This window comes from Brevibacillus fulvus, assembly GCF_016908525.1.
GTDB classification, from domain to species: domain Bacteria; phylum Bacillota; class Bacilli; order Brevibacillales; family Brevibacillaceae; genus Brevibacillus_G; species Brevibacillus_G fulvus.
Genome location: NZ_JAFBEB010000001.1, coordinates 339379 through 365886, shown reverse-complemented (window position 1 = coordinate 365886; position 26508 = coordinate 339379). Strand labels below are relative to the sequence as shown.

Here is a 26508-nt window from a genome sequence, read left to right as displayed (position 1 = left end):
AACCCGCTTACCGGAGAGAGATAAACCGTTCGATGTCGTTCGCAATCAACTGCAGTGAATTTCGCCAGAATTGAACGGAACGCACATCCACACTCATGATCTTCCCTACATCCGCGATGTTCATTTTGCCTGTCACCGAGAGCAAGTAATCGTACTGATTAACAAATGCTTCCCCGCGTTGCAGGTATTCGGCATACAACCCTTTCGAGAACAGCAAGCCAAACGCATACGGGAAATTGTAAAAGTTCAGGTCGGCAGAATAATAGTGCGGCTTGCATACCCACATGTACGGGTGCAAATAGTTGTGATCCAGGCCGTCTCCATACGCTTCTTTTTGCGCTTTCAGCATGAGCTCTTTCAGTTCGTCAACGGACAACGAGCCATGTTCTCTTTGTTCAAACAGCCACGACTCAAACAGATACCGGCTGTAAATGTCGACGATCACTTGCGCCGCACTGGAAATATCCTGTTCGAGGATCGAGAACGCTTCTTCCGGAGTGGCCGATTCCAATGCCGCATTGGTAATGATCGTTTCGCAAAAGATCGACGCTGTTTCCGCAATCGGCATCGGGTAATCGCTGTTCAAGAAACTTTCCCCATTCAGACACTCTCCGTGGTAACCATGTCCCAACTCGTGAGCCAAGGTGCTTACATCGTTGAAGCTGCCGGTGAAATTGCTTAAAATCCGGCTTTCTCCGATCATATGCAAGTTATGGCAAAAAGCTCCGCCCCGTTTTCCTTCACGCGGCTCAGCATCGATCCAATGGTGATCAAACGCCTTTGCCGCATAGTTGGACAGTTTTGGGCTAAACGTGCCAAATTGCTTGACGATGAAATCACGCGCTTGTTCGTAGGTGAACTTCATTTCGGCTTCGCCAACCGGCGCAAACAAATCATAGAATGGCAGACCGTTTTGATGGCCAAGCAGCTCGGCTTTTTTGCGGAAATATTTGTGGAAGACCGGCAAACTTTCCCGCATCGCCGTTAACATTGCTTCCAGCGTCGGTTCATCCATCCGTGAATCAAGCAGCGTTTTTTCCAATGGAGAGCGATAAGCGCGCAGCTTGCTGACCGTAATGACTTCTCCTTTGATTCCGTTCAGGCTGGCAGCGGAAGACTCTTCCACTTTCTTGTACGCTTCCAATTCAGCAAAATAGGCGTTTTTGCGAACTTCGGGATCTTGTTCATACGCCATGTTCCGCACAACCGGCAGCGGCAGCTGTTTGCGTTCACCGTCTACCGTGATGTCCACCAAGAGCGTAGACAATAAAAGTTCCTGCAATTTGGACCAGGCGTTTGACCCGGTATTTTTCATTTTGGCGAGGATAATTTCTTCGCGCTCGCTCAAGCTATACTTATTTTTGGCAGCGATTTCGGTTATGTAATATTCATGCTCGCGCAGCAACGCCGAGGAAGCGATCACTTCCGGCAAACGATCGATGCCGCCCAGCCATTTCTGAAACAGGATCGACGGTTCGACCAGTTCCACGCTTTTTTCCTGCAGCTGATCGATCAACTGCAATGCTTTCATATTTTTCGCATCGGTGCTGGCGGTCAACTCCGCGAAAGCAAACAGCCGATACAATCGTTGAGACAATGAGGTGACCAGCTTGATATAAGTTTCCATTTTGGCCGCAGGCTGCGTATGATCCTGCAACTGTTCTTTCGTCCATTGTTGAAGTTGCGTTAATTCTTGATTGACCTGTTCCCGGTCACTTTGGCACTGCTCCGAATCAAAGGATGGATAAAGAGCATCCAGGCTCCAGCGCATGTTCATCAGCTTATTCCTCCGTAAAAATTTTTTTATTAAATCTATTGTAAAAAATCCCCGAACCAAGAGCAAGCAAAACCAACTGCCGCTGTTTATCCTTCCGCTTCCGCGCTGCCTTCCGCTCTAGCCAGCAACGCTTGCGTTTCGGGGGAAGCTTTGCTTCGCCGCTTTTGCTTTCGCTTTTTCTTTCGCATCAACCATAACGCTGCCAGCAGACAGAGCAAACTGGCCCCCTGCAGGACATGCCTGTTAGCTTCGGTCAGCCATTCTGCCATGCCAAGCAATTGACACAAAATCGAGAGCAGGATTCCAATCTTTGCGATCTGGAGGTTCATGAGTGTCCATCCCCTGCCTTTTGAATAGGATAAAATATCTTGATCGATAGGGTGATGCCTTTGCAACGGATTTTTGGGATCATGACTCATCGTATAAAGGATGTCCGGAAGTTTCTGCCGTATTATCGTGTCGCACGGTCGGAAGGCTTTGACGATGTAGTGGTCTTTACTCCAAGCAATCTCAACCTGAATCGCAAGACTGTTGTGGGCTATCGCCTGAAAAAAAGCGTCTGGTTGAAACAAACCAGCAAACTGCCCGCCATCTGTTATGACATTGGCTACTATTCCTCCCCCGCGAGCATCAGCAAGGTGAGAGCGATCAAACAGCACCCTTCTGTCCCCTTCATCACTTATGGTCTGGGAAATAAGTGGAAAATCCATCAACAGCTCAGCCGTTTCCCGGAACTCAACAGCTGTCTGATTCCTACGCAAGTTTGCGACTCACCGCAAGCTTTGCTGGATATGGCGCTGCAACATGCAACCATCATCATCAAGCCGATTAATGGGAAAGAAGGAAAAGGAATTTTACGTCTTCGCCGTTTTGCCGATAAATTCCTGCTGGAGCAAAATGATCAACCGTCTGTACTGTTGGATGAAACTGGCCTAGCCAACTTGTTCGCTGCCCGTTTTCGGACGAACCGCTATCTTATGCAGAAATGGATCGACATTCGCAATAAGCAAGGTACCGTATACGATGTTCGCGTCTTGATGCAAAAAAACGGAGCTGGCAGCTGGACGATTGCCGGTATGGCCGCCCGGGAAGGCGGAGCCGGTCGGATCACGTCCAATTTGATGGATGGCGGTACCCCTCATCCGTTGGCGGCCTATTTATTCGAGCAATTTCGTAAAAAACGCGCGAAAAAAATCATAAAACGGCTAACCCGCCTTTCCCCTATCGTATGCAGTCGACTCGAGGAATCATACCAGAGACGGCAAGCCGAATTAGGCCTGGATTGGGCAATCGATGCACAAGGACATGTCTGGCTAATCGAAGTGAATATTAAACCGGGCAAAATCCCGTTTCGTTCCGTCTTTCCCTTTGAAACGATCGAAGATGGCATTCGTTTGCCGATTCAATATGCACGTTATGTACTCGAGCAGGAACTTGCTGACAGCAAGGTTGATCTCCCCGCGGGCAAGGCCAGTTCCTGACGCGGGGGGAGAGAAACATTAGATGCTGATTCCGGCAGTTTGCGCGTCTCTCGACAGGACGGAAAGAAATGTCTCAACAACATCCTTGTCAAACTGTGTTCCGCTGCCCCTCTTCAGTTCCTCCATCGCCAGATCTTTGGTTAACGGTTGCCTGCGGTAATAGGCGGTTGAAACCATTGCGTCAAACGCCTCTGCTACGGAAATAATCCGCGCCCCCAACGGAATCCTTGTCAATCCATACGGATACCCCTTCCCATCCGGTCGTTCATGATGATAGAGAACATAAGGCAAAATGTCCTGCATTTCCTTGATATGGGAAAGCAGATTGTAGCCATAAACGGAATGCGCCTTGACAAGCTCATACTCAAAGCGCGTCAATTCCCCTTGTTTTAACGCGATGGAGGGCGCGATCGCCAGCATGCCGATGTCATGAAGCAGACCCGCTACCCGGATTCGGTTGATCTCCTCTGATGACATTCCCATTTTGCTGCCGATGGCGCAGGCGTAACGGGAAACAGCACTGGAATGACTGTCGGTAACTTCGCCATGATAAAAACGGGACTCTGCCAGAGAAAGAACGGTGTTGAGCATCAACCATTTCTCCTCAGCAACGTCAAGGTTCGGGCGACTCTTGTGCAGCTTCAGCTCACCGGCAGACACCACCTTGTTTTTCCCTTGCCGTTTTGCCGTATACATCGCCTGGTCGGCGAGCTCGACCAGCTGGCTGCCATCATCGTGCGCTGGACAAGCGGCCAGACCAATACTAATCGTAACGGGAAAGATCGACTCCGTTCCGCCAAGTTCGGCAACAGCCTGTCTGATCTGTTCGGCTATCTGCTTTCCTGTGTCAGGGTTGGTTTGCGGCAAAAGAATGACGAATTCTTCCCCGCCATATCGGCAAACCACATCGGTTGGCCGAACTTTGCGGCAGATGAGTTGGCTTACGTGACGGAGAACCTGGTCTCCATACAAATGCCCCAGATTGTCGTTGATTTTTTTGAAGTCATCGACATCACAAAACAGCAAAACGAGCGATTCATCCGCGGTCTTCGTCTTTTCGATCAGTTCCGTCAGCGTTTGCTTGAAGTAAGAACTGTTATAAACACCCGTCAACGGATCGGTAATACTTTCCAGGTAATGTTTTTCCATCTTGGAAACGACCTCGTGAAAGGCAACGGCGACCTCGGCAAACTCGGGTTCTTGCGGCATCTCCATTTTCTGCGTTCCTTGCTTGAGAACAGAATTCACTGCATCGCGCAACCAATGCAGTGGATTAATCATTAGTCTATTAATAATCAAGCCCATTCCGATGATGGCAAACAAACTGACAAAGATCCCTACCGAAACCGTCAAAGTTAACCGTTCCTTGATAAACATTGAAGGATCAGGATAATATCCAACGACTTCCAATATTCCGGTGTGACCGGAATTCGTCGCAATCGGGCTTAACAGGCGCACTTCGCCCAGCTGGCTTTGCTTCTGTTCCAGGTAGGTTAGCGACATTTGTTTGCTGCCGGGTATTTTGACGATTTCGGATGAGGAAGGAAACCCGATTGTATTCCGACTCGTGGAGGCGACGACTTGGTAGTGGTCCCCGATCTTTTCGTGATAAGTTAGGTAAGCCAACTGCGGTTCTGCCCTCTGGATCTGGTCAAGCGCAGACTGGATCTCACCATCGGCAACAGCCTTCTCCACTCTCACGCCAATTGACGAGGTCAAGTATTCAAAATGATGAAGATTGGATTGTCTCAACGATGTTTGCAAAAAGTAAGCGTCATAAGCAACCAGGGATGAAACTGCCACCAGTACCACAATTGTCACTAACACCATCATTTTGAGTTGCAAACTAATTGTTTTAAGCACAAACAGCTCTCCTACTTACCTAAAAATTTTGTCCATTCCAAGCATAATCATGGAAGTTCGACAACCTTGCATCAAGCAAGCTCAATGTTATGCAGACACAAGTTTATACAATTCTGCTCATCGTCAAATTTTCCTTTAAAATTCAAACAATTTTCCTGCCTTTGTCAAAAATGAAAAATCCCCAAGTAGCGTCTACTTGGGGAACAGAACTTTCATTCGTCAAATCGGAAGCAAATCAATGGTTTCCTTATCGCGAAGCTGCTCGATCATCTTTAACCAAGCTGTCGGTTTGTTCTCCAGAATTGCATAGTAATGTGTCAAGAACGTAACAACCAGCGATGCATCCAGCTGTTTCAATTCATCATTTGCGGGCATGAAGCAAAGATCGAGTTCGCTCACCGCTTCACCATCGTTTTTCCAGGACGGATGTACATAAGGGAAGTCAAGACGTTTGTAGCCAAGATGGGACAAAACCTCCCGGCGAACAAACGGGTCCATCGGTTTGACACCGCCGAATACATGATGCTCGACACGATACGGATCATAAATTTCAGCGAACATTCCCAGCATCTCTTGACCGGCTTGTGTTGCCAATGCTTCCAGATCTGCCTGACGCTTTTGGCTGAGAAAGCGTCCGATCCCCAGCCCCTCCCGGCCAATAATCGTAAAATCTGTCATCGCTACCCGTAATTGCGGGTAATAACGATATTCTGTTGCTCCTACCACATTTCCTTCATGAACAGCGACAAAAACACGAATCCCCGGATCTTCCAACGGTTCTTTCCACAAGGAAAATTCCAGTACCTCCTCTGCCGGAAACACTTCCTGCATCAATTGATGCATTTTACGGAACAACGGGTCATCGATATGGGTAATTCGTACATAATCCACTTTTTTATCCCCTCTCTGTTTCTGGATGAACGAAAAACGGATTTTTCCATTCCATCAGTGTTGCATAATTGCGGGATTCCGCATCATCCAAATAATTCGCCACCACTTTCACGGGGGTGCGCCCGCATCTGAGCAAAAACGTGATCACCGGATCAGCGATTTCTCCGCGCAACACAGCTTGCAAATACTGCTCCGCCGTCCATCTGTCGGCATGCTGTCCATAGCCCGGCATGCGGCCGCCACCGAGAAGCCGGGTCAGTCCCTTATGAACGACCAACTGGTACATCGCTTCCATCAAGAGCTTGCCTAGCCCCAGTTTGCGAAAGCGGGGGCGGACACTGATGTCGACCACATAGAGTGTATCGCCGTTCGGCTGATGATTGCGGATATAGCCTCCGTCTGTAATCTCTTCCCAAGTATGATCGGGATGGTTGGGATCGAAGTCAACCAGCAGCCCGGTCATGGACGCGACGACTTCGCCCTCAATCTCCACACAAAGCGCCCCTTCCGGAAACAACCGGACATGCTGCTCCAGCTGTTCTTCTTTCCACCAGAGGTCGGAAGGAAACGGAGGAGGAAAACATTCCTGCTGAATGGCAATCAAATCGGCAAAGTCTTCCTCTTGATAATTTCGCACTATCGCCTTGATCGGTTTTTTCTCGGCAAATACATACAGTTCTTTTCGGTACAACCGAATCCCCCCCAATGACGATGGTACGATCAGGACCAGTCCGTATACAGGTCGATCCGTCGATCTCGCCAGGTCGTAACCGATCCGCGCTGGCGGACTTGTTCCAACAAATCCAGATCCAAATCAGCGGTAATGATCATATCGTCGTTAATCTCCCCTTCCGCGAGGATTCCGCGCGGCGGGAACGGAATGTCATTGGGTGTCAAGACAGCGGCCTGACCAAAATTCGCCCGCATAAAATCAACGGTCGGCAACGAACCGATCGTCCCGGTCACCACCACATAGACCTGATTTTCAATCGCCCGCGCATGACTGGTATAGCGGACGCGGTGGAACCCGTGCCGATCATCCGTGCAGGATGGGCAGAAAATCACATCCGCTCCTTTGGCTTTTGCCATGCGGACAATTTCGGGGAACTCGATATCGTAACAAATCAGGATTGCAATTTTTCCTTTATCGGTTTCAAAAATTTGCAGTTTGTCCCCCGCTGCCATATTCCATTCCTTGACCTCGGTCGGGGTAATGTGCAGTTTTCTTTGCTCTCCCACCCGGCCGTCGGGGTAGAAAAGATAAGCGGTGTTATACAGTTTTCCCTGTTCGGCAATAATGTGGGTTCCCCCGATAATATGCATGCGATATTGCTGCGCCATTCGCTGAAACAGGTCAAGGTAGCTTTGCGTATATTGCGGCAATTGCTCAATGGCCAACGCTTGCCCTGCCTCATCCGGAATTGACATCAACTGTGTGGTGAACAATTCGGGAAACAGCAAAAATTCCGCGTCAAACTCGGCGGCTGTTTTGACATAATGTTCAACCTGTCCCGCAAACTCCGCAAAACTGGCGATCGTATGTAAATGATACTGTACAGCAGAAACGCGTATTTTCATAAGTAGTTCCCCCTTTAACTGTATTCTCCAAAAAAGAGCACGTCCAGAGCAGCTTGTCTATGCTGCCATCTGGTTATAAAAAACATCATAGCATGTTTTCGCTTTGGTTCAAACGTTTCCCGTACAGAAAACGTATCTGCGAGTTGCTCAGGCAACCTCTTTGATTGTCAGCTATTTTTTGCTATGATGCCAGTAAAAACATCAATGGGTGATCGTCTATGGAAGATTTGCTTGGCAAACCAGTCAAAACGAAAGATCGGCCAAGAAAAAAAGGCATAATCGAATATATCGATGAACAGCATATCGTTGTTTTTTGGCAGGTGCCGCGCAGTGAACGTGTCATCTTCTCCAGCCTGGAAACCATGCTGGAGAAAGTGGAGGTAGTGGACGAAGACAGAACCATTTAAGATCGGGCCGTTTTCGTCCCCGCTTTTTTCCACCATCTGTACCCCAGATAGGTTACCGCGATAAAGATCAGATAAATCGCCGCGGCCAGCGCCGTATCGCGCCAGTTGGCCAGCAGGCGGTTGCCGACAAAGGCCAACACCAGCATCAAAGGAACTTTCCCCAGACCAGAAGCAAGGACAAACGTCGACATTGTCACCTTGCTGATGGCCGCATACACATTGAGCAACGGAGATGGGACGATCGGAATCAACCTCGCAAACAAGATCGCCAGAAAAGCGTTTTTTTCAAACTGCTGTGTGATCGATGCCAGTTGAGCAAACCGGCTCAAATATGCCCGCCCTTGGCGGAAAAAAAACAGGCGGACGGCCAAAAACATCAACACGGAGGCAAGCAGCGATCCGGCAAGGTTAATCAAACCGCCCGTTAGCGGGCCGTATTTGGAACCCATGATCCCGGCGATAAGCGTAAACGGCACCACGGGAAACAAACCGATGAACGTCACCAGCGCGATCATCAGCGGAATCTGCGACGGCTCGCCGCCCCGCAGCCAGACAAGCAGAGGTTCCCGATACAACAACGCAATGGATATAACCACGATGTAACCGATGACAAACAGCCATTTTTTCATGTTGCGACTCCTCTGCTCCTCCATGCGCCTTTTTGTTTGCAAAAGACCCTCCCCGCTTTGTGGGGAGGGCTGTTTGTTCAGGCATACAACGCTGCCCGCTGTTGTTTCACATCTTCGCTTTCCAAATATTCGTCATAACTCATCATCTTGTCAATGACCCCGTTCGGCGTCAACTCGATCACCCGGTTGGCAATCGTCTGCACAAACTGATGGTCATGGGAAACAAACAAGACGGTTCCTTCAAATTCGATTAATCCGTTGTTCAAAGCGGTGATCGATTCGAGATCGAGGTGGTTGGTCGGCTCATCCAGAATCAGTACGTTAGCGGCAGTCAACATCATTTTCGCGAGCATGCAACGCACTTTTTCTCCCCCGGAGAGAACACTCGCTTTTTTCAACGACTCTTCCCCGGAGAACAACATTCTGCCCAGGAATCCGCGGATAAACGTCTCATCTTGTTCTTTGGAATACTGACGCAGCCAATCGACGAGATTCAGATCGACATTGAAATAATCAGAGTTATCTTTAGGGAAATACGCCCGGGAAGTCGTGACGCCCCATTCAAACGTGCCGCTGTCGGCCTCCAACTCGCCCACCAGAATGCGGAACAACGTCGTATTGGCCAATTCATTCGGCCCGACAAAAGCAATTTTGTCTCCTTTGTTAATGGTCAAATGCAGGTTTTCAAACAATTTCTCGCCATCGATCGTTTTGCTCAACCCTTCGATAACCAGCAAGTTTTTGCCTGCTTCCCGCTCCGGTTTGAAATTGATGAACGGATATTTGCGCGAAGACGGCTTAATGTCGTCAAGCGTGATCTTGTCCAGCAATTTTTTGCGGGAGGTAGCCTGCCGCGATTTGGAAGCGTTGGCGCTGAATCTGGCGATAAAGCTTTCCAGTTCCTTGATCTTCTCTTCTTTCTTCTTATTTTGTTCTCTCATTAATTTTAACGCCAATTGACTGGATTCATACCAAAAATCATAGTTCCCGACATACAGTTGAATTTTGCCAAAGTCAATATCGGCAATATGCGTACAAACTTTGTTCAGGAAGTGCCGGTCATGGGAAACGACAATGACGGTATTTTCGTAATTCAGCAGGAAGTTTTCCAACCACCGGATCGATTCGATATCCAGGTGGTTGGTCGGTTCGTCCAACAGCAAAATATGCGGATTCCCGAACAGCGCTTGCGCCAGCAGGACACGCACTTTTTCATTCCCGCTTAAATCTTTCATCATCTTGTTGTGCAAATCTGTCGGAATACCAAGTCCGATCAACAGTTCGGCCGCATCCGATTCCGCCTGCCAACCGTTCAAATCTTCAAATTCCCCTTCCAACTCGGAAGCTTTCAGGCCGTCCTCCTCGGAAAAATCAGGTTTGGCATACAGGGCGTTTTTCTCTTCCATAATTTCATAGAGACGTGAATGCCCCATGATGACCGTGGTCAGTACTTCTTTGTCGTCAAATTCAAAATGGTTTTGTTTCAGTACCGCAATCCGTTCGCCAGGAGTCACGGACACTTGCCCGCTGGTAGGTTCGATTTCGCCCGACAAAATTTTGAGAAAGGTTGATTTCCCTGCTCCATTCGCCCCGATTAAACCGTAGCAATTTCCGGGAGTGAATTTAATCGTTACATCCTCAAACAATGCTCTGCCACCGTAACGCAAGGTTACGCCATTTGTGCTGATCATTCGTCTAATTACCGCCTTTATCATTTATTTTACAGCTATTTTTGTTGTTCCATTTCTTCTACCAATGCGGAGAGTTCCGCCCATCTTTCAATGGCGGCTTCCAATTCGGCGGCGACCCGCTGCTCTTCCTGATACAATCCTTCGATTTTGGCATAATCGCTTGCCGCCTCGGCAATCGCCTGTTTCAATTCCGCCGCTTTTGTTTCCAGCTCGGCAATTTTGCCTTCGATGCTTTCCCACTCCTTCTGCTCCTTATAGGAGAGTTTGCGGGAGCGATTCTGATTTCTGCCCGTGGCAGACGACGCATTGGACGCTTCCGCCCGCGCCGTTTTGCCGGAAGGGGAAGAAGCTGGCGAGTTGGGCAAATCCGGCTGGGCGCGCCGAGCCTGAAGATAATCGGTATAGTTTCCGGTGAAGTGACGTATGTCTCCGTCACCTTCAAAAGCAAACAAATCGTCAACGGTCCGATCGAGGAAATAGCGGTCGTGAGAAACCGTAATCACCGTACCCGGAAACGAATCCAAATAATCTTCGAGAATGGTCAACGTCTCAATATCGAGGTCGTTGGTCGGTTCATCCAGCAGCAGCACGTTCGGTTCACCCATCAAGGTGCGCAGCAGATACAGGCGACGTTTCTCCCCGCCGGACAGTTTGCCAATCAAGGTCCACTGCATGTAGGGCGGGAAGAGGAAGCGTTCCAGCATTTGTGCAGCGGTGATTGTCTGACCGTCAACGGTATGGATGACTTCCGCCACCTCTTTGATATAATCGATCACACGCTGTTGGTCGTTCATTTCCACGCTTTCTTGCGTGTAATAAGCCAACTTGACCGTTTGTCCGATCTCGATCGAGCCAGCGTCAGGCTGGATGCGGCCGGCAATCAGATTGAGCAGCGTCGATTTGCCGCTGCCGTTTGGTCCGATAATGCCGATCCGGTCGCCCGGCTGGACAATATGACTGAAATCGCGGATGAGGGTGCGCTCCCCGTATCGTTTCTGCAAATGCTCGATCTCCAGCACTTTTTTACCCAACCGACTGGCTCCGAGCGCCATGTCCAACTTGTCTGTCGGTCCGTCCGCTTTTCGGTCGCGCAGTTCTTCCACCCGTTGAATTCTCGCCTTTTGCTTGGTCGTGCGAGCTTTTGCGCCGCGATGCAGCCAGGCCAGTTCCCGGCGCAGCAAATTTTGCCGCTTGCTTTCGGCGGCCGCTTCCAGTTCAAGACGTTCCGCCTTTTTCTCCAGAAAAGCGGCATAGTTGCCTTCGTAGCTGTACAACTTCCCGCGATCCAATTCGAAAATCCGATTGGCGACCCGATCAAGAAAGTACCGGTCGTGCGTTACCAGCAAAATTGAACCTTTGTACCGATTTAAATACTCTTCCAGCCATTCGATCGTTTCATTGTCGAGATGGTTGGTTGGTTCATCCAATACCAGCAGATCAGCCGGTTGAATCAAAGCGCGAGCCATTGCCACCCGTTTGCGCTGACCGCCAGACAATTGCGACACAGGGGCAAAAAATTGCGTGATGCCCAGGCGTGTCAAAATCGTCTTCGCTTGTGTATTCATTTCCCAGGCGTTGGCTGCATCCATCCTGTTTTGCAAATTGAGCAATCGCTGTTGTGCCTGCTGATTGTCCGGTTCGCGTTGCAAGTCGGCCAACACCTGTTCATAGTCTCGCAGGAGCTTCATCAACGGACTTTCCCCATAAAACACCTGGTCCAGCACCGTCGACGTTTCGTCAAACACAGGATTTTGCGGCAAATATTCCACATGGAAATGATTGGCGTGGACGACCTTGCCGCTGTCGGCCGTATCCAGACCGGCGATAATTTTCAACAGCGAGGACTTACCGGTTCCATTCACGCCGATCAGACCGATCCGCTGTTGTTCCGAAATATGAAAAGAGATCTGATCGAAAAGGACTTTTTCGCCATAACTCTTGGTAAGTTGTTCAACCGAAAGCATTTGCATAATCATGTTCACCTGGCCTTTACAAGTACACCAATCTCTATCGTACCATGTTTTGATTCGAAGCTCTAGGCTGACAGCCATTTTTTTATGGAAAGCAAGTCCCGCATCGTATTTGCCAGAAGCGGCGAGAAAGAAATGAACCAGTCAGCACTTATGCTGCTGGTTCAGGTTGCCAGTCCGTCTGACTTTATTTCGATTGTGTGCCGACACCGCTGCTGCCAAAGCCACCGGCACCCCGTTCTGTCTCATCAAGCTCTGCCACTTGTTCAAACATGGCCAGCGGCACCTCGCACAGCACTCCTTGGGCAATGCGTTCCCCTTTGCGGATCAGATAGGCATGCCGATCAACCGGTTGCTCGACCTGTATCGGCTGCTCGGATAGATCAAAACATTCATGGGAAATTGCTCCGGAAGGAATCCGGATATTGTCCATCAAAATGGCGACTTCGCCGCGATAGCCGGCATCGATTGTACCGGGAGAATTACTGATCCGCAGTTTGGTTTTGGCGCTGATTCCGGAGCGTGGGCGCACCTGCAATTCATACCCGTCGGGAATCGCGAAGGCGAGTCCGGTCTTGATTTTTGCCGTCTCTCCAGGCGCAATGATGACATCCTCTACGGCGACCAGATCAAAGCCGGCATCCAGCGCTTTTGCATAGCGTGGAATCGCCGCATCCGGATGAAGTGTTTTTACTTTTACTGCTACTTGTTCTCTCTGCTTCCTCATTGGTTTCCCCTCTCTGCGTTGTTGCAATTGCAAGCATTATACCATAAACAGACGAGGATTCGCTGTTTTTCGCCCTAAAGGGAACGATCCAGCGTTTGCGGCGACCAGTTCTGAACGCCGTTATCTTCGATAATTCCCAAGACAACATCCTTGATCTCCGGTTCGCCCAACAGTTTTCGTTCAATCCGAAATTTTATGTCATCGGCATCCGCCAGCGACAGGCCAATGCGCAGTTCGATCATCGCGTCGACATGATAATAGCGCCCTTCCTGGACAACCCGGATTCCGTTAATGTCCGTCACATCTTGATCCGCCAAAATAATCCGCGCCACTTTATCCGTTACGTCCGGCGGAGCCATCACGCCGATCAGCCCGACCATATTGTCGTAGCCGACGCGAAAAGCGACGCCCAGCATCAACAAGCCGATCAACATCGAAACAATCCCGTCCAGCTTGGTAAAATCAGTAAAAGCTGTGACAACGATCGCGACCAACGCGAGAAGCGCCCCGCTGACCGCTACCAAATCTTCGTAAAAGACCAAACGTGTCGGCGGTGCTGCGCGGCCAACATTTTGAAAAGAGGCCGGAATGAACGCCAATCCTTTTATCTGCACTCTTGCTTCCTTGACGATCTCTTTCATTGCTTTAATCAAAATCGCGCCATCGATCAACAAGTTGATGATCAGCACGCTGGTATTTAACCAAAACATGTCGGTTTTCACAGGATGCTGGAACAAATGCCATCCTTCTTTGATCGTTTCATAGGCCATCATCGTGACCACAATCACCGCGACCATGCAAAACAGATTGATCACACGGCCAAAGCCATTGGGAAATCTGCGAGTCGGGCTTTTTTCCGCCAAAATGCTGCCGACAAACACAAACCCCTGATTGACGGCATCCGCCAACGAGTGCATCGCGGATGCAAACATCGCCCCGCTGCCGCTTGCCGTCGCGGCCACCATTTTGATCGCGGCGATTACGGCATTGCCAAGCAAAGCCAAAGCTGATGATTTGTTTCCTTTTTTAATCAATGCCAAAAAACTCTCTGGTTCCTGTCCGGTGTTCATTCATTACCTCCGCATTCTCAAAATCTCTGATCATAATTATTCATACGATTCCGGTGGCGATCGGTTTCGTTTTACTTAGAAGAAGTGAAGAACCCTTGTGCCTTTGCAACAATTTCCCCTATCTTTTCTCCTAGTGATCGGTTATAATAGACGTTACGTTTTAATTTAAATTTAATAGGTAGGGGTGAATTTGTACAATGCAAGTACAAAAACCGTATCGAATTTTGTTGTACTATAAATATGTTCCCATTGAAAACCATGAACAATTTGCTGCCGAGCATCTTGCCTACTGCAAAGAGCTGGGGTTGAAAGGCCGCATTCTCGTTGCTCCTGAAGGATTTAACGGTACCGTATCGGGAACGATTGAACAAACCGACAAATATATGGCTGATCTGCGGAAAGATCCTCGTTTCGCAGACATGGAATTTAAAATAGATGAAGCTGACCAACATGCGTTCAAAAAAATGTTTGTCCGCGCGAAAAAAGAGATCGTAACCTGGCGTCTGGAAGAGGACGTCAATCCGAATGAATTGACGGGCAAACGCTTGTCTCCAAAAGAATGGTATGAAATGATTCAGCGCGATGATGTTGTGATTCTTGACGGACGCAACTATTACGAATACGATATCGGTCATTTCCGCGGTGCGATCCGTCCGGAAGTCCGCTCTTCCCGTGAATTTCCGGAATGGATTCGCAAAAACCTGGCCGATTACAAGGATAAAAAAGTCCTCACCTACTGCACAGGCGGAATTCGCTGTGAAAAATTGTCCGGCTTCTTGTTGAAGGAAGGATTCAAAGAAGTATACCAACTGCACGGCGGTATCGTATCCTATGGGAAAGATCCTGAAGTGAAAGGCAGACTGTGGGACGGCAAATGCTATGTGTTTGATGAGCGCATCTCTGTCCCGATCAACCGCACAGAGGAAGATGTCGTAATCGGCAAATGCTACTATTGCGGCAAAACGGAAGACCGTTATGTGAACTGCGCGAATCCGGAGTGCAACCGCCAACACATCTGCTGCCCTGAGTGCGAGAAAAAATACAAACGCTCTTGCTCGGATGAATGCCGCGAACATCCGCGGAACCGTTATGTTGAGGAAGAAACAGTGGCCAGCCACGCTTAATATGGCAAGCCGCTCCCTGTTCACATCACAGGGAGCGGCTTTTTTATATTGCAAATAATCATCATCGCACTGCTGTTTGTGTTATGCTTAAAACAGTATTGATCTTTGTCCTATGTTGAGGAGGCCCCGATGAACGACGATTGGATTGTAGAAGCCACAATAGAACAACTGCAGCAAGCGATGAGCGCGGGAAAAGTAACCGCGAGAACACTGGTGCTAACTTATTTGCAGCGAATCGCAGCCCTGGACAAGCAGGGACCGAAACTGAATGCGGTGTTGGAAATCAATCCTGATGCCCTGCATATTGCGGAAGCGCTCGATCTCGAACGTAAACAGAAAGGAATCCGGTCCCCGCTGCACGGAATTCCGATTCTTTTGAAAGATAATATTGATACAGGCGATAAAATGCATACAAGCGCCGGAACTCTCGCGCTAGCCAATTCTTATGCAAGCGCTGATTCGTTCGTTGCCCAACAGCTGCGCAAAAACGGCGCGATCATCCTCGGAAAAACGAATTTAACCGAAATGGCCAACTTTATGACCGTAAACATGCCGAATGGATACAGTTCCCGCGGCGGTCAGGTGCTCAATCCATACGGTCCAGGTGTATTTGATGTCGGCGGCTCCAGCTCCGGCTCCGCTTCGGCCATTGCCGCCAATTTGGCTGTCGCCGCCATCGGTACAGAAACATCCGGCTCGATTATCAGCCCGGCCAGCGCCAATTCACTGGTCGGAATCAAACCGACCGTCGGCTTGATCAGCCGCAGCGGAATCATTCCGATTGCCGTAAGTCAGGATACCGCCGGACCGATGACGCGCACGGTTCGCGATGCGGCGATTTTGTTAAGCGCAATGACCGGGATCGATGAAAACGATCCTGCTACCTGGACAAGCGGCGACTATGTCCAGACGGATTACTGCCAATATCTCGATCCGGATGGCTTGCGGGGCGCAAGAATCGGCATCCCCCGCTCTGTTTATTATGAGCGTTTGAATGAAGAACAGCGAACGATCATGAATGCGGCGATCGAGGCGATGAGACAGCAAGGAGCGATTATCGTAGACCCGGCAAATCTTCCTACCGCTGCCGAACCATGGGATCTCCATGTTTTGCTGCATGAGTTTAAACCGGCGTTAAATGCCTACCTCGGCAAATTGCCGGACCATACGAAAATTCGCAGCCTGCGCGACTTGATCCAATTTAATCTCCATCATCCGGAGCAAACTTTAAAGTATGGTCAAACCATTTTGCTTGATTCAGAGGCAACCAGCGGCACCCTCACTGATCCGCTATACATTGCAAGCCGGGTCAAAGACTTGCTGTTGGCAAAAGAACAGGGAATCGATGCTGCGATGAAAGAACATAAGCTGGATGCGCTCTTGTTCCCCAATAATTTTGGTGCCGGTATTGCGGCAAAGGCAGGCTATCCATCGATTACAGTACCGGCTGGATATACTCCTGACGGCCGACCGGTTGGCGTTACCTTTACCGGCCAGGCGTATAGTGAACCTACTTTATTGCGGCTGGCCTATGCCTTCGAGCAAGCGACCCACCACCGGGTACCCCCGCAATTTTCCTGAGCAAAATGCGTCCCCTTTTGCTTCAAAAACGGGCATGTCCGAATCGTTTCGATTCGGACATGCCCCATCTTAATCAAAATTGCGTAGCCATTGGCTGGCTTTCCCCTGCTCTTGCTGCTGACACAACAGCATTACGCATACTCCTGGTATCAGTTCATATGCGATGCTTGTTGCCAGAGCGACCGGCCATCACATCTGGCCTCCTCCCTGCTCGACTTGTCGTTGCAAAACTTCTCCCAAATCGCTTAGATCCACCTTAAACTGTTTATCTTTATAGTAAATCGTTGCCGTCGGGTCTCCTTTTTTACCGACAATGCGCAGACTGGCTGTTTTTACTTCATAGGTCCCGTCGTCATGAAATTGATAGGTCGCGTCTTTCAACTCGGCATTCAAAATGGGCAAGACCGTTGAGTGCAAAGCCTGATTCGTTTGTTCGACCATCGATCTGCCCAGTTTGATCACCTGTTCAGGTGTATAGTTTAACACGAGTACCATAACCGCACCGATCGTTACAAATATCGAGGTGAAGCGAAAAATGCTGCGCAGCACAATTTGCAGCACGGTGATCACCGCGATCACGAGCAGTACCAAAAGCCAGTAATCCTTAAGGATGGCGAGAAGTTGTTCCAACATCGATCACTCCTTCTCCCTCAAGTTTGTCCAAAACGAGGTGATGTTTAGTCCCATTTTTTTCTTTTCACAGGAAAAAGACGACACCTTCGCGTCGTCTAAGCTTTGCTTGCTATGCGCTTGCTTCCGCTGAGGAAGAGCGCGTACTCCAGCGGCCTGCGGATTGCTTCGCGGTACCGCTGCCAATCGCCCATTTCGCGAAAAATCTCCCGCCCTGGTTTCGGATTGACTTCAATCAGCCATACTTGGCCGGTTGTATCGATTCCGATATCCAACCCTAATTCTAACATCTGGCCATAATGCTGTTCAAGCGTCAACGCTGTCTGATATGCCAGCTGGTTGCAATCTTGGAGGATGGCCGCTGTTTTGTCGTGGCCAAACCGCTGCTCAAGAAAAGGTTGAGCCGACGCCGCTGTGCCGCCGCCATGCAAATTGGACGTAGCGCTGTTGCTTGTGCCGACGCGGATGCCGCAGCCGGTGACGCTCCACGCTCCCTGGCGATCCTTTTGAATCAATAGGCGCAAATCGATCGCCCGTTTGGGGATCAGTTCCAAAAACAGTCCCTGCTGAATCACATATTTGTCCCGCTTCACCCAGTTGTCAAGCCACTTGGCCAGCGCTGCGCTATTGCGTTTGCTGCCGCTTACCTTGTGGCGCTGTTGATCGCGTCCGAGCATCCGAAAGACTGCGCCTTGTCTGTCAATCCGCAATATCCCGCGGCCACCCGTTCCATTCGCCGGCTTTACATACACCCTTCGGTATTTGTCCAGCATCATCCGCAGATTCCGTTGACTGTACAGGCGTGTTTCCGGCAACCATTGACACATGATCGGGTTACGCTCCAGCACTTGATGCACCTTCCATTTGTTTGCCAATCTGTTGTTGGCATAGAGGAAGGTATTTTGTTTGCGCAATTTTACATATTCGCGAAAACGATGGGTGCGGCTGAAGCGAAAACGATCGATCACCACATCCGGCAAGCGGTATGTTTGTCGCGTCCATCCCGTCCCCTGCTGAAACGTATATCCCCTCACTTTACGTTGGCTGGCCAGCACATCCTGGGGGCCAAACAGATAAACAACACAGCCAAGCTCCTTTCCGGCACGGATCATGCGGCGGAAAAAGCTTGGCTCGGCAAAACGGGTCCCTTCATGCCAAGTTAAAATGCCGATCATGGGCTTTGTCATCCGCTACCCTCTTTTCTCGGTTTTCTTCTTGGCATTGTATTCGTTGGCAATGCTTTTGGTTAGGAGAGTCTTTGTTGCAGCTCCAGCAGTTCCGGCGGCCAGTCCGCGTACACTTCGATTTCCTGTTCGCCAAAAGGATGCAAGAAGCGCAATCGTTCGGCATGCAACGCCTGGCGTTTCAGCCCAAATTCCGCCCGTCCGCCGTACAGGACATCCCCGATCAATGGATGGCCCAAATAACTGAGATGAACGCGAATTTGGTGGGTCCTCCCTGTGTCCAGCCGGCATTCGAGCAATGCGGCATCCCGCCAGCTTTGTCGCACGAGAAAATGGGTGATCGCTGTCTCACCGTGCGGGGAAACGCGCCTGCGTTGCGGATGATGGCGGTCCCGCCCGATTGGCTGATCAATCGTTCCCTGCTTTTGCTTCAACTGTCCGTGAACAAAGGCTATGTAGTTGCGCTTGATCTGCCGCAAGCGCAACCGCTCGTCCAGCAGCGCGGCAGCCAAAGCATGTTTGGCGTACAAGACCGCGCCGGACGTGTCCTGATCCAAACGATGAATATGCCTTACTTTTGCCTGAATGCCAGTCCGTTGAAAATGGCCGGCAACCCAATGGTCCAACGTCTCCTGATGGCCCGGCTCTGTCGGATGCAGCAAAATCCCGGCAGGCTTATCCGCGACCAACAGATGATCATCCTCGTACAAAATCGTTAGCGGATGCGTTACCGGAGCGAGCCCCAACTCTTCCGGCTGACAGACGCGCAGGCGAATTTCCTGACCGGCTGCCGTTATCACGTGCTGGCCGACAGACAATCCATCCAGAAGAATGTCTTTGTGTTGAAAAAGCAGGTGAACCAGCTTTTTCGGCAGTTTCCACTGTTCCCGCAGCAGCTGGCCGGCAGGCATCCCCGCTTCTGCATCACCCAGGTTGCCAACAAGCCATTCGCCTTTTTTCTCCATTTTGATCATCACACAAGAGACCCTTTCGTCTTCTCTGCTAATTTGCCTAAGCCAACGCCGCGCTGACGTCAACGGCGCGATCGAGGAATTGCTCGATTTCTTCTCTGCTTTTGCCCAGCTTGCTCACGAACCGCACCAGCTCTTTTCCTTGTTTGAACGCGATAAAGCTGGGGATGCCGAACACATCCAGCTGTTGGCTCAGCTCGGGGAAATTGTCCCGATTCACCGCCACCATGTCGAGTTTGTCGGCATACGCTTTTTCGACATCCGGCATGAATGGATCAATCCGGTGACAGTCGGGGCACCAGTCTGCATAAAATTTGACGACAACCAGTTTATTTGAAGCGATCGCTTCTTGAAACTCAGCTTCTGTTTTGATTTCTTTCATGACAATCCTTCCTTTCTCCCTGCTTTATGATCAGTGTACCAAAATTCGCCTCCGTTGTCCGCAGGGGACGGCACTTTCCCGCACTTCCCCCATTCGTCCCGTTACTCCTCTCGGCGCAATAATTGGATAAATGCAGCGGCCGGCTTCGTCAAATGGCGATCCTTGCGATAGGCGACGACCAGCATTCGTTCCGGGCGAGTCCGCAGGCGGACGTAGACGGGCGGAATGGCGACCCAAGGCGACTGGGCAATCATCTGCGGCGCAAACGAAAATCCCATTCCCGCGGCAACCAACGATTGCACGGTTTGGATGTTGCTGCTTTCAAACACGATCCGGGGACTGAACCCGGCTTGCTCACACAATGTCAATGAGATCTGCCGAAATCCTTGCCCCTCTTTCAAGAGGATGAACGGCTCCGCGGCCAAAGTTGCCAGATCGACTTCCGACTGCGCGGCGATGGGATGCTGCGGAGGGACGGCCAAATAAATTTCTTCGTGAATCGAAGGTTCGGTCACGATCAGCGGATTCTCAATCGGCAATGTCAGCAGGCTCAGATCAATTTTTCCTCGGACCAGCAATTGCTCTAATTGACTGGACGTCTCTTCAACCAACTGAAGTTCGACATGGGGGAACTGCTGGGTAAACCGGGAGATCGCTTCCGGCATCACATAAGCGCCCGTGTTGGGCAAGCTGCCGACAATCAGCCGGCCCGTATCGCCATTGGCAAACGCGCGCATTTCCCGCTCCAGGCTCTCCGTTTGATCGAGCAAAGATTGCGCCACCTGGACAAACCGCTCGCCGGCATCCGTCAATTCCAACTGCTGCGGCAAACGATGGAACAGAACGACGCCCAGCATCTTTTCCAGTTTGCCGATCTGCTGGCTCAATGAAGGCTGAGCCAGATGCAACTTGTTGGCCGCTTTGGAGAAGCTGCGCTCTTCAGCGACGGCGAGGACATATTTAATCTGTCGAAGTTCCATGTTTTCCTCCCTATAAGCATAACCTATATCACTTATAACTATTATATCTTTGATCTATGCAAGCTGTCATGGTAAAACTCTTATATAAGCTGTAGTACGCAGAAGGAGGACGATTCCATGGCACCACGCACAATCATTGAGAAAATTTGGGAGCAGCATGAAATCCACGCTGAACCGGGCAAACCGAGCTTGCTCTATATCGATCTGCATCTGGTGCACGAAGTGACCTCACCGCAAGCTTTCGAAGGTTTGCGCCTCGCTGGGCGTAAAGTACGCCGCCCTGATCTGACCTTTGCCACCATGGACCACAATGTACCGACAACCGATCGGTTTCAGGTAAAGGACCCGATCTCCAAACAACAAATGGAAACATTGACTGCCAATTGCGCCGAGTTTGGCATTCCGCTGGCTGATTTGAACAGTCCGGACCAAGGGATTGTCCATGTCATCGGACCGGAACTGGGCTTGACCCATCCGGGAAAAACGATCGTTTGCGGCGACAGCCATACATCAACCCATGGAGCTTTTGGCGCCCTCGCCTTCGGAATCGGAACGAGCGAAGTGGAGCATGTTCTCGCTACCCAATGTTTGCAGCAACACAAACCGAAAACGATGGAAGTTCGGGTCAAAGGCGATCTTCCTTTCGGCGTCGGCGCAAAAGACTTAATTTTAGCGATTATCGCAAAATTCGGAACCGCTTTTGCCACTGGTTATGTGGTTGAATATACCGGTGAAGCGATCCGCAAGCTGACGATGGAAGAACGCATGACCGTTTGCAATATGTCGATTGAAGCCGGTGCGCGCGCCGGACTGATCGCTCCCGATGAGACCACCTTCGCCTATTTGAAAGGCAGACGCTACGTCCCACAAGGGGAAGATTTCCTCGCAGCTGTGGAAAAATGGAAACAGCTTTGCACGGACCCGGGCGCAACATATGATGCCTATGTGGAAATCGATGCTTCTACGATCGCCCCGCAAGTAACGTGGGGGACAAGTCCGGGCATGGGTACGGATATTACCGGAAGAGTGCCGGAACCGGCATCGTTTGCCTCCCCTGCCGAACGCAAGGCGGCAGAAGACGCGCTCGCTTACATGGGCTTGACTCCGGGCACGCCGATGAGCGAGATCAAGATCGACCGCGTCTTCATCGGTTCTTGTACCAACGGGCGAATCGAGGACTTGCGCAAAGCCGCATCCGTTGCCAAAGGACGCAAGGTGGCTGCTCATGTCAATGCGATCGTCGTTCCGGGTTCGCAAGCGGTCAAACATTTGGCGGAACAGGAAGGGCTTGACCAAATTTTCCGCGAAGCCGGTTTTGAATGGCGTGAGTCGGGCTGTTCGATGTGTTTGGCGATGAATCCGGACATTCTGCAATCTGGCGAGCGCTGCGCTTCTACGTCCAACCGCAACTTTGAAGGACGTCAAGGCCGGGGCGGACGCACTCACCTGGTCAGTCCGGAAATGGCCGCCGCCGCAGCGATTGCAGGACATTTTGTCGATGTCCGTGAATGGAAAGCAGATGCAACCAAGGAGGTCTTTCAATGAAGCCATTTGTCACTGTTACCGGTCTGGCTGCACCGCTTGACCGTGTCAATGTAGATACCGACGCGATTATCCCGAAACAGTTTTTGAAACGCATTGAACGCACTGGCTTTGGCCAATTTTTGTTCTACGAATGGCGCTTTACTCCCGAAGGAGAACCGATTGAATCGTTCGTCTTGAATCAGCCGCGCTACAAAGACGCTACCATCTTGCTGGCTCGCAACAACTTTGGCTGCGGTTCGTCGCGTGAACATGCCCCCTGGGCCTTGCTGGATTACGGCTTCCGCGTGATCATCGCTCCCTCTTTCGCTGATATTTTTTACAACAACTGTTTCAAAAATGGCATCCTGCCGATCAAACTGGCGGAAGAACAGGTAGACGAACTGTTCAATCGTTCCCGCGCCGAGGAAGGATACGCCTTAACCGTTGACTTGCAGGCACAAACCATTTCCGACTCCTCGGGTCTTTCCTACTCGTTCGAAGTCGATGAATACCGCAGATACTGCTTGCTTAATGGTTTGGATGACATCGGCCTGACGTTGGTGCATGAGGATAAGATTGCGGCCTATGAAGCCGCCCATAACAAATAAAGCCGGTTTGGGACAAATATATAGGATGTCCAGGTTGTCGGGGAAGCCCGGCAGCCTTTTTTTGTTGCGGCAAGTTCACTCCCCTTGTTCGTTCAGCAAAAAAAAGGTGCCTCCCATGGAGACACCTTGCATGCCTACTTTACATTGATCAGCTGGACTCGTTCTACCTTATAAGGCATGTGATTTCCGTAAGTCAATTCGACACGCAGTTCATGTTCACCTTCGGGCAGATTTTTCACTACAAATTCCGGATTGTGCGTCATTGCCACCAGTTTCCCATCCAGATACACATGCGCATGCCCTTTTCCGTGTTCGACTGATTCCGCCTCATCATCGACAAACGTGAAGTTTTGCGTGATCAGCTTCACATCTGCCGTTGTTCCGTCGACATTGACATCCAGGGCTAGCTCCGGTTTTTCTGAAGAGAACGGTTCAACGTAATCGCTGGACGCAGGAACACTCTCCGCTTCCGGTAAATAGGAACTGGAAACATCGAGCGGATCTTGCAGCAAGAATACAATACCAGCGATCAGGACGAAAAAGACTACGATGGCTCCGATGATTAAGCTGCGTAAGCTGATAATCATTACTTTCATGATTCTACTCTCCCTTTCTGTCAGGAGGATGTACCCCTTTTTGTACATGCATACGCCAAAAAGAGAAAAAATAGAATCAACTCGTCACGGAAAAATCAGCGATAATTGATAAATTGCAACTCAATTGGCAAATCCGCTTTGCGCAACGCGGCAATCACTTGCTGCAGTTCATCCTTGCTCTTCCCGATGACGCGGATTTGATCATCCTGGATTTGCGTCTTAACTTTGACGCCGGTTTCTTTGATCAAGGTGTTAATCTTTTTCGCGTTTTCTTTATCGATCCCCTGAATCAGTTTCACCCGCTGCCTGACCGTTCCCCCGCTGGCCGGTTCGATTTTCCCATAGTCAAGGTTTTTAATCGAGACGTTGCGTTTGATCAACTTGCCCAACAGGACATCTTTAAGCTGACCCAGTTTGAATTCATCATCCGACGTTAAGACAAGCTCTTCTTTTTCCAAGGTGATCCCGCTTTTGCTTCCCTTGAAATCAAACCGGTTTTCAATTTCCTTCAATGCAATGTTGACCGCATTGCTCACCTCTGCGAAATCGATCTGGGATACGATGTCAAATGAGCTCTCTTTACTCATCTTATTCCTGCCCCCTTTCGGCTTAAATCGCTTTCACCATCCCGCCGTCTACCAGCAACGCTTGGCCAGTGACGTAGCTGTTCGCCGGAGAAGCAAGGAAAGTTGCGACACGGGCAAATTCCTCAGGCTGTCCGTAACGGCCCAGCGGAATCGTCTGCTCGATTTGTGTCCGAACTTGATCCATCGTTGTCTGCTCTTGCTGTGCTTTCAATTGGTCCAAGGAAGCTACCCGGTCGGTCGCAATCCGCCCGGGACCAATCGTGTTGATCAGGATTCCGTCTGGGCCTAATTCACTCGACAATGTTTTGGCCAACCCGATAATCCCCGTCCGGAACGTATTGGACAAAATCAGATTGTCCAACGGTTGCTTGAAAGAAGAAGAGGCAAAATTGACGATCCGGCCAAACTGCTGCTTTCTCATGTAAGGCAAAACAGCGCGAATCGCCCGAACAAAGCTGAGCAAATTCAGTTCAAACGCGTTTTGCCAGTCTTCATCGCTCATCTGGTCAAATGTGCCCGCTTTGGGTCCGCCAGCATTGTTGATCAAAATATCAACCGAACCGAAACGCTCAGCAGTCTCTTTCACCAGCTGTTCAATTTGTTCCGCCTTTGTCACATCGGTGCGAATCGCCAGCGGGGCTTGACCAGAGATCCTTTCTATTTGCTCAGCCACTGCCGCCAACGCTGCCTCGTCTCTGCCCGATATGGCGACTTTTGCCCCTTCGGCAGCCAATGCCAACGCTGTCGCTTTTCCCAAGCCTTTTGTTGAAGCCAAAACGATCGCTGTCCGTCCTGTTAATTGCAAGTCCATCTATCCTTCTCCTCTCACCCTGGTATCGATAAAATGGCAAACTTATACAGGTTTCTTGTTTACCATTCTACTGAAAAATGGCGGGAAAGCAAAGAAAAAGCGAGGAGATGACAGGCTGCTCCTCACTTGTTTCGAATCGGCTGGCGAGACAGTCTTTGAAGTTCTTCGGCTTCTTTTTCTTCCAACTCCCACAGCGGCGGCGGTTTTCTCATACAGACGGCCAAAGCGAATCCGATCAGATTGGAGAGCAGCGAACTGCCCCCATAGCTGATAAACGGCAAAGTCAGACCAGTGATCGGACTCAGACCAATGTTCATACCGATATTGACAAAGATTTGAAAGCTCCACATCGTCACCAAGCCGCTGATAAAAAAAGCGGCGAAAGGATCGGGTGTTCGCATCGCCCATTGAATCAGCCGATACAACAGCAGGAAGTAAAGCAGCAATAAGCAACTGGCGCCGATGAAGCCCCACTCCTGGGCGACAACCGCGAATATAAAATCGGTATGCTGTTCCGGGAGTTTCGTACCTTGGGCCGCAAGCAGGTAGAACATGCCCATGCCGCCCAACTGGCCGCTGCCAACCAGTTTTCGCGCTTGCATATATTGAAAGCCGCTGCCCAATGGGTCGCTTTCCGGATGCAGAAACGAAGTCAGCCGTTCCCATTGATGGGGACGTATCAGGCGAAAGAACAGCTCAGGCGTATAAAGGTACAAGCCGCCGAGCAACAGAAAAAACAAGATGAGAATGGCGAACAAGGCGAAATGAAATTTGGGGGGGAGCTGTGTCAGCACGAAAAAACAAACCAGGAGCGAACAATAGATGAGCGACATGCCAAGATCGGGTTGCAGCAAAATCAGCACGGTGGGAATCGATAAAAGCGCGCCTACTTGGACCAGTTCTGTCCACGATTGGCATATCCCCTTCTTCTGTTCATAAACTCGCGCCAACATGAACAATGTCGTCAACCGTGTCAACTCGGACGGTTGCAAGCGCAAAAAGCCAAGATCGAGCCAACTTGTCGCCCCATTTACCCGTTTGCCCAGCAAAAACAAGGAAACAAGAAAAACAATCCCGCTGAGGTAAAACCAGTGAGCGTAGCGAGCCATGCAGCGATAATCCATTTTGCTCACCAGTGCGGCAACAAGAGTCCCCAATACGATCCACAAACATTGCCGGATGACGAAATAGTAGCCGTAGGTTGCACGCGTCGCACTAAAAACGGTGATCATCCCGAACAGCAACAAACCGGTCAGAGACAGGTAGATCAGCCAATCGCTCTGTTCTTTTTCTTCCATGGCATCCTCTCCTGTCACTATGATCTCTAGGGGTAGTCTGTCCGAAATGCGCCGGCAATATTGATCGTGCAACCCAGTCTGACCCTGGACAAACAAGATAGCCACCGGCGAATTGCCGATGGCTAACGAACAAGCATATGGTCAAGAC

At 50.3% G+C, this 26508-nt stretch carries 26 protein-coding genes; 6 read left to right on the top strand and 20 right to left on the bottom strand.

Annotation, left to right across the window (positions count from 1 at the left end; genetic code table 11):
- Nucleotides 1-7: 7 nt before the first annotated feature.
- Both JOD01_RS01920 and JOD01_RS01915 read right to left on the bottom strand, forming a co-directional pair.
- Nucleotides 8-1777 (bottom strand): M3 family oligoendopeptidase, encoded by a 1770-nt coding sequence (locus JOD01_RS01920; protein ID WP_204516518.1) that lies wholly within the window; start codon nucleotides 1775-1777, stop codon nucleotides 8-10.
- Nucleotides 1778-1863: 86 nt separating this feature from the next.
- Entirely contained in the window at nucleotides 1864-2106 is a 243-nt protein-coding gene (locus JOD01_RS01915) for a hypothetical protein (protein ID WP_204516517.1), read from the bottom strand.
- An 81-nt stretch (nucleotides 2107-2187) separates the two neighbouring features.
- Between JOD01_RS01915 and JOD01_RS01910 the strand changes: the two genes are divergently transcribed.
- Nucleotides 2188-3258: a YheC/YheD family endospore coat-associated protein gene (locus tag JOD01_RS01910; RefSeq protein ID WP_204516516.1), complete on the top strand. Its 1071-nt coding sequence runs from the start codon at nucleotides 2188-2190 to the stop codon at nucleotides 3256-3258.
- 18 nt (nucleotides 3259-3276) lie between these two features.
- Here the strand turns inward: JOD01_RS01910 and JOD01_RS19945 are convergent, their stop codons facing one another.
- From JOD01_RS19945 to JOD01_RS01890, 4 genes are all read right to left on the bottom strand, one after another.
- Entirely contained in the window at nucleotides 3277-5121 is a 1845-nt protein-coding gene (locus JOD01_RS19945) for a diguanylate cyclase (protein ID WP_204516515.1), read from the bottom strand.
- A 219-nt stretch (nucleotides 5122-5340) separates the two neighbouring features.
- Nucleotides 5341-6012, bottom strand: coding sequence for a GNAT family N-acetyltransferase (locus tag JOD01_RS01900; protein WP_204516514.1), 672 nt, complete (start codon nucleotides 6010-6012; stop codon nucleotides 5341-5343).
- A 4-nt stretch (nucleotides 6013-6016) separates the two neighbouring features.
- The gene (locus tag JOD01_RS01895; RefSeq protein ID WP_204516513.1) at nucleotides 6017-6703 is read right to left on the bottom strand and encodes a GNAT family N-acetyltransferase; all 687 of its coding nucleotides are present in this window, start codon (nucleotides 6701-6703) and stop codon (nucleotides 6017-6019) included.
- A gap of 29 nt (nucleotides 6704-6732) precedes the next feature.
- Nucleotides 6733-7590, bottom strand: coding sequence for a carbon-nitrogen hydrolase family protein (locus JOD01_RS01890; RefSeq protein ID WP_204516512.1), 858 nt, complete (start codon nucleotides 7588-7590; stop codon nucleotides 6733-6735).
- 218 nt (nucleotides 7591-7808) lie between these two features.
- On the opposite strand from JOD01_RS01890, the gene JOD01_RS01885 reads away from it, so the two are divergent.
- Entirely contained in the window at nucleotides 7809-7997 is a 189-nt protein-coding gene (locus JOD01_RS01885) for a hypothetical protein (RefSeq protein WP_204516511.1), read from the top strand.
- On the opposite strand, the gene JOD01_RS01880 is transcribed toward JOD01_RS01885, so the two are convergent.
- The 5 genes from JOD01_RS01880 to JOD01_RS01860 all read right to left on the bottom strand — a co-directional run bounded on the left by JOD01_RS01880 (nucleotide 7994) and on the right by JOD01_RS01860 (nucleotide 14084).
- Nucleotides 7994-8626, bottom strand: coding sequence for a TVP38/TMEM64 family protein (locus JOD01_RS01880; RefSeq protein ID WP_204516510.1), 633 nt, complete (start codon nucleotides 8624-8626; stop codon nucleotides 7994-7996). The genes JOD01_RS01885 and JOD01_RS01880 overlap by 4 nt on opposite strands.
- 77 nt (nucleotides 8627-8703) lie before the next feature.
- Entirely contained in the window at nucleotides 8704-10317 is a 1614-nt protein-coding gene (locus tag JOD01_RS01875) for an ABC-F family ATP-binding cassette domain-containing protein (RefSeq protein WP_204516509.1), read from the bottom strand.
- A 35-nt stretch (nucleotides 10318-10352) separates the two neighbouring features.
- The gene (locus JOD01_RS01870) at nucleotides 10353-12287 is read right to left on the bottom strand and encodes an ABC-F family ATP-binding cassette domain-containing protein (protein ID WP_204516508.1); all 1935 of its coding nucleotides are present in this window, start codon (nucleotides 12285-12287) and stop codon (nucleotides 10353-10355) included.
- 187 nt (nucleotides 12288-12474) lie between these two features.
- Nucleotides 12475-13014: a dUTP diphosphatase gene (dut, locus tag JOD01_RS01865; protein WP_204516507.1), complete on the bottom strand. Its 540-nt coding sequence runs from the start codon at nucleotides 13012-13014 to the stop codon at nucleotides 12475-12477.
- A gap of 74 nt (nucleotides 13015-13088) precedes the next feature.
- Nucleotides 13089-14084, bottom strand: a complete 996-nt coding sequence (locus tag JOD01_RS01860) for a cation diffusion facilitator family transporter (RefSeq protein ID WP_204516506.1) — start codon at nucleotides 14082-14084, stop codon at nucleotides 13089-13091.
- 197 nt (nucleotides 14085-14281) lie between these two features.
- Between JOD01_RS01860 and trhO the strand changes: the two genes are divergently transcribed.
- Both trhO and JOD01_RS01850 read left to right on the top strand, forming a co-directional pair.
- Complete coding sequence (gene trhO, locus JOD01_RS01855; protein WP_204516505.1) at nucleotides 14282-15208, top strand: oxygen-dependent tRNA uridine(34) hydroxylase TrhO; 927 nt, start codon at nucleotides 14282-14284, stop codon at nucleotides 15206-15208.
- Nucleotides 15209-15337: 129 nt separating this feature from the next.
- Nucleotides 15338-16789 (top strand): amidase family protein, encoded by a 1452-nt coding sequence (locus JOD01_RS01850; RefSeq protein ID WP_204516504.1) that lies wholly within the window; start codon nucleotides 15338-15340, stop codon nucleotides 16787-16789.
- Between the two features lie 189 nt (nucleotides 16790-16978).
- Here the strand turns inward: JOD01_RS01850 and JOD01_RS01845 are convergent, their stop codons facing one another.
- The 5 genes from JOD01_RS01845 to JOD01_RS01825 all read right to left on the bottom strand — a co-directional run bounded on the left by JOD01_RS01845 (nucleotide 16979) and on the right by JOD01_RS01825 (nucleotide 20936).
- Nucleotides 16979-17422 carry a hypothetical protein gene (locus JOD01_RS01845; protein WP_204516503.1) on the bottom strand — a complete coding sequence of 148 codons (444 nt, stop codon included), beginning with the start codon at nucleotides 17420-17422 and terminating at the stop codon, nucleotides 16979-16981.
- Between the two features lie 95 nt (nucleotides 17423-17517).
- Nucleotides 17518-18606 (bottom strand): YheC/YheD family endospore coat-associated protein, encoded by a 1089-nt coding sequence (locus JOD01_RS01840; protein ID WP_204516502.1) that lies wholly within the window; start codon nucleotides 18604-18606, stop codon nucleotides 17518-17520.
- Nucleotides 18607-18665: 59 nt separating this feature from the next.
- The gene (locus JOD01_RS01835) at nucleotides 18666-19577 is read right to left on the bottom strand and encodes an RluA family pseudouridine synthase (RefSeq protein ID WP_204516824.1); all 912 of its coding nucleotides are present in this window, start codon (nucleotides 19575-19577) and stop codon (nucleotides 18666-18668) included.
- Nucleotides 19578-19614: 37 nt separating this feature from the next.
- Nucleotides 19615-19956: a thioredoxin family protein gene (locus JOD01_RS01830; RefSeq protein ID WP_204516501.1), complete on the bottom strand. Its 342-nt coding sequence runs from the start codon at nucleotides 19954-19956 to the stop codon at nucleotides 19615-19617.
- A gap of 101 nt (nucleotides 19957-20057) precedes the next feature.
- On the bottom strand, nucleotides 20058-20936 hold the full coding sequence (locus tag JOD01_RS01825) for a LysR family transcriptional regulator (protein WP_204516500.1): 879 nt from the start codon (nucleotides 20934-20936) through the stop codon (nucleotides 20058-20060).
- A gap of 117 nt (nucleotides 20937-21053) precedes the next feature.
- Between JOD01_RS01825 and leuC the strand changes: the two genes are divergently transcribed.
- Together leuC and leuD are read left to right on the top strand one after the other, a co-directional pair.
- Nucleotides 21054-22481 carry a 3-isopropylmalate dehydratase large subunit gene (gene leuC / locus JOD01_RS01820; protein ID WP_204516499.1) on the top strand — a complete coding sequence of 476 codons (1428 nt, stop codon included), beginning with the start codon at nucleotides 21054-21056 and terminating at the stop codon, nucleotides 22479-22481.
- Nucleotides 22478-23068, top strand: coding sequence for a 3-isopropylmalate dehydratase small subunit (gene leuD / locus JOD01_RS01815; RefSeq protein WP_204516498.1), 591 nt, complete (start codon nucleotides 22478-22480; stop codon nucleotides 23066-23068). The genes leuC and leuD overlap by 4 nt, the downstream gene beginning before the upstream one ends.
- Before the next feature lie 134 nt (nucleotides 23069-23202).
- On the opposite strand, the gene JOD01_RS01810 is transcribed toward leuD, so the two are convergent.
- The 4 genes from JOD01_RS01810 to JOD01_RS01795 all read right to left on the bottom strand — a co-directional run bounded on the left by JOD01_RS01810 (nucleotide 23203) and on the right by JOD01_RS01795 (nucleotide 26360).
- Nucleotides 23203-23664: a hypothetical protein gene (locus JOD01_RS01810; RefSeq protein ID WP_204516497.1), complete on the bottom strand. Its 462-nt coding sequence runs from the start codon at nucleotides 23662-23664 to the stop codon at nucleotides 23203-23205.
- Nucleotides 23665-23759: 95 nt separating this feature from the next.
- Nucleotides 23760-24251, bottom strand: coding sequence for a YajQ family cyclic di-GMP-binding protein (locus tag JOD01_RS01805; protein WP_204516496.1), 492 nt, complete (start codon nucleotides 24249-24251; stop codon nucleotides 23760-23762).
- Between the two features lie 22 nt (nucleotides 24252-24273).
- Nucleotides 24274-25062, bottom strand: a complete 789-nt coding sequence (locus tag JOD01_RS01800; RefSeq protein ID WP_204516495.1) for an SDR family oxidoreductase — start codon at nucleotides 25060-25062, stop codon at nucleotides 24274-24276.
- A gap of 122 nt (nucleotides 25063-25184) precedes the next feature.
- Complete coding sequence (locus tag JOD01_RS01795; protein WP_204516494.1) at nucleotides 25185-26360, bottom strand: FtsW/RodA/SpoVE family cell cycle protein; 1176 nt, start codon at nucleotides 26358-26360, stop codon at nucleotides 25185-25187.
- Between the last annotated feature and the right edge of the window lie 148 nt (nucleotides 26361-26508).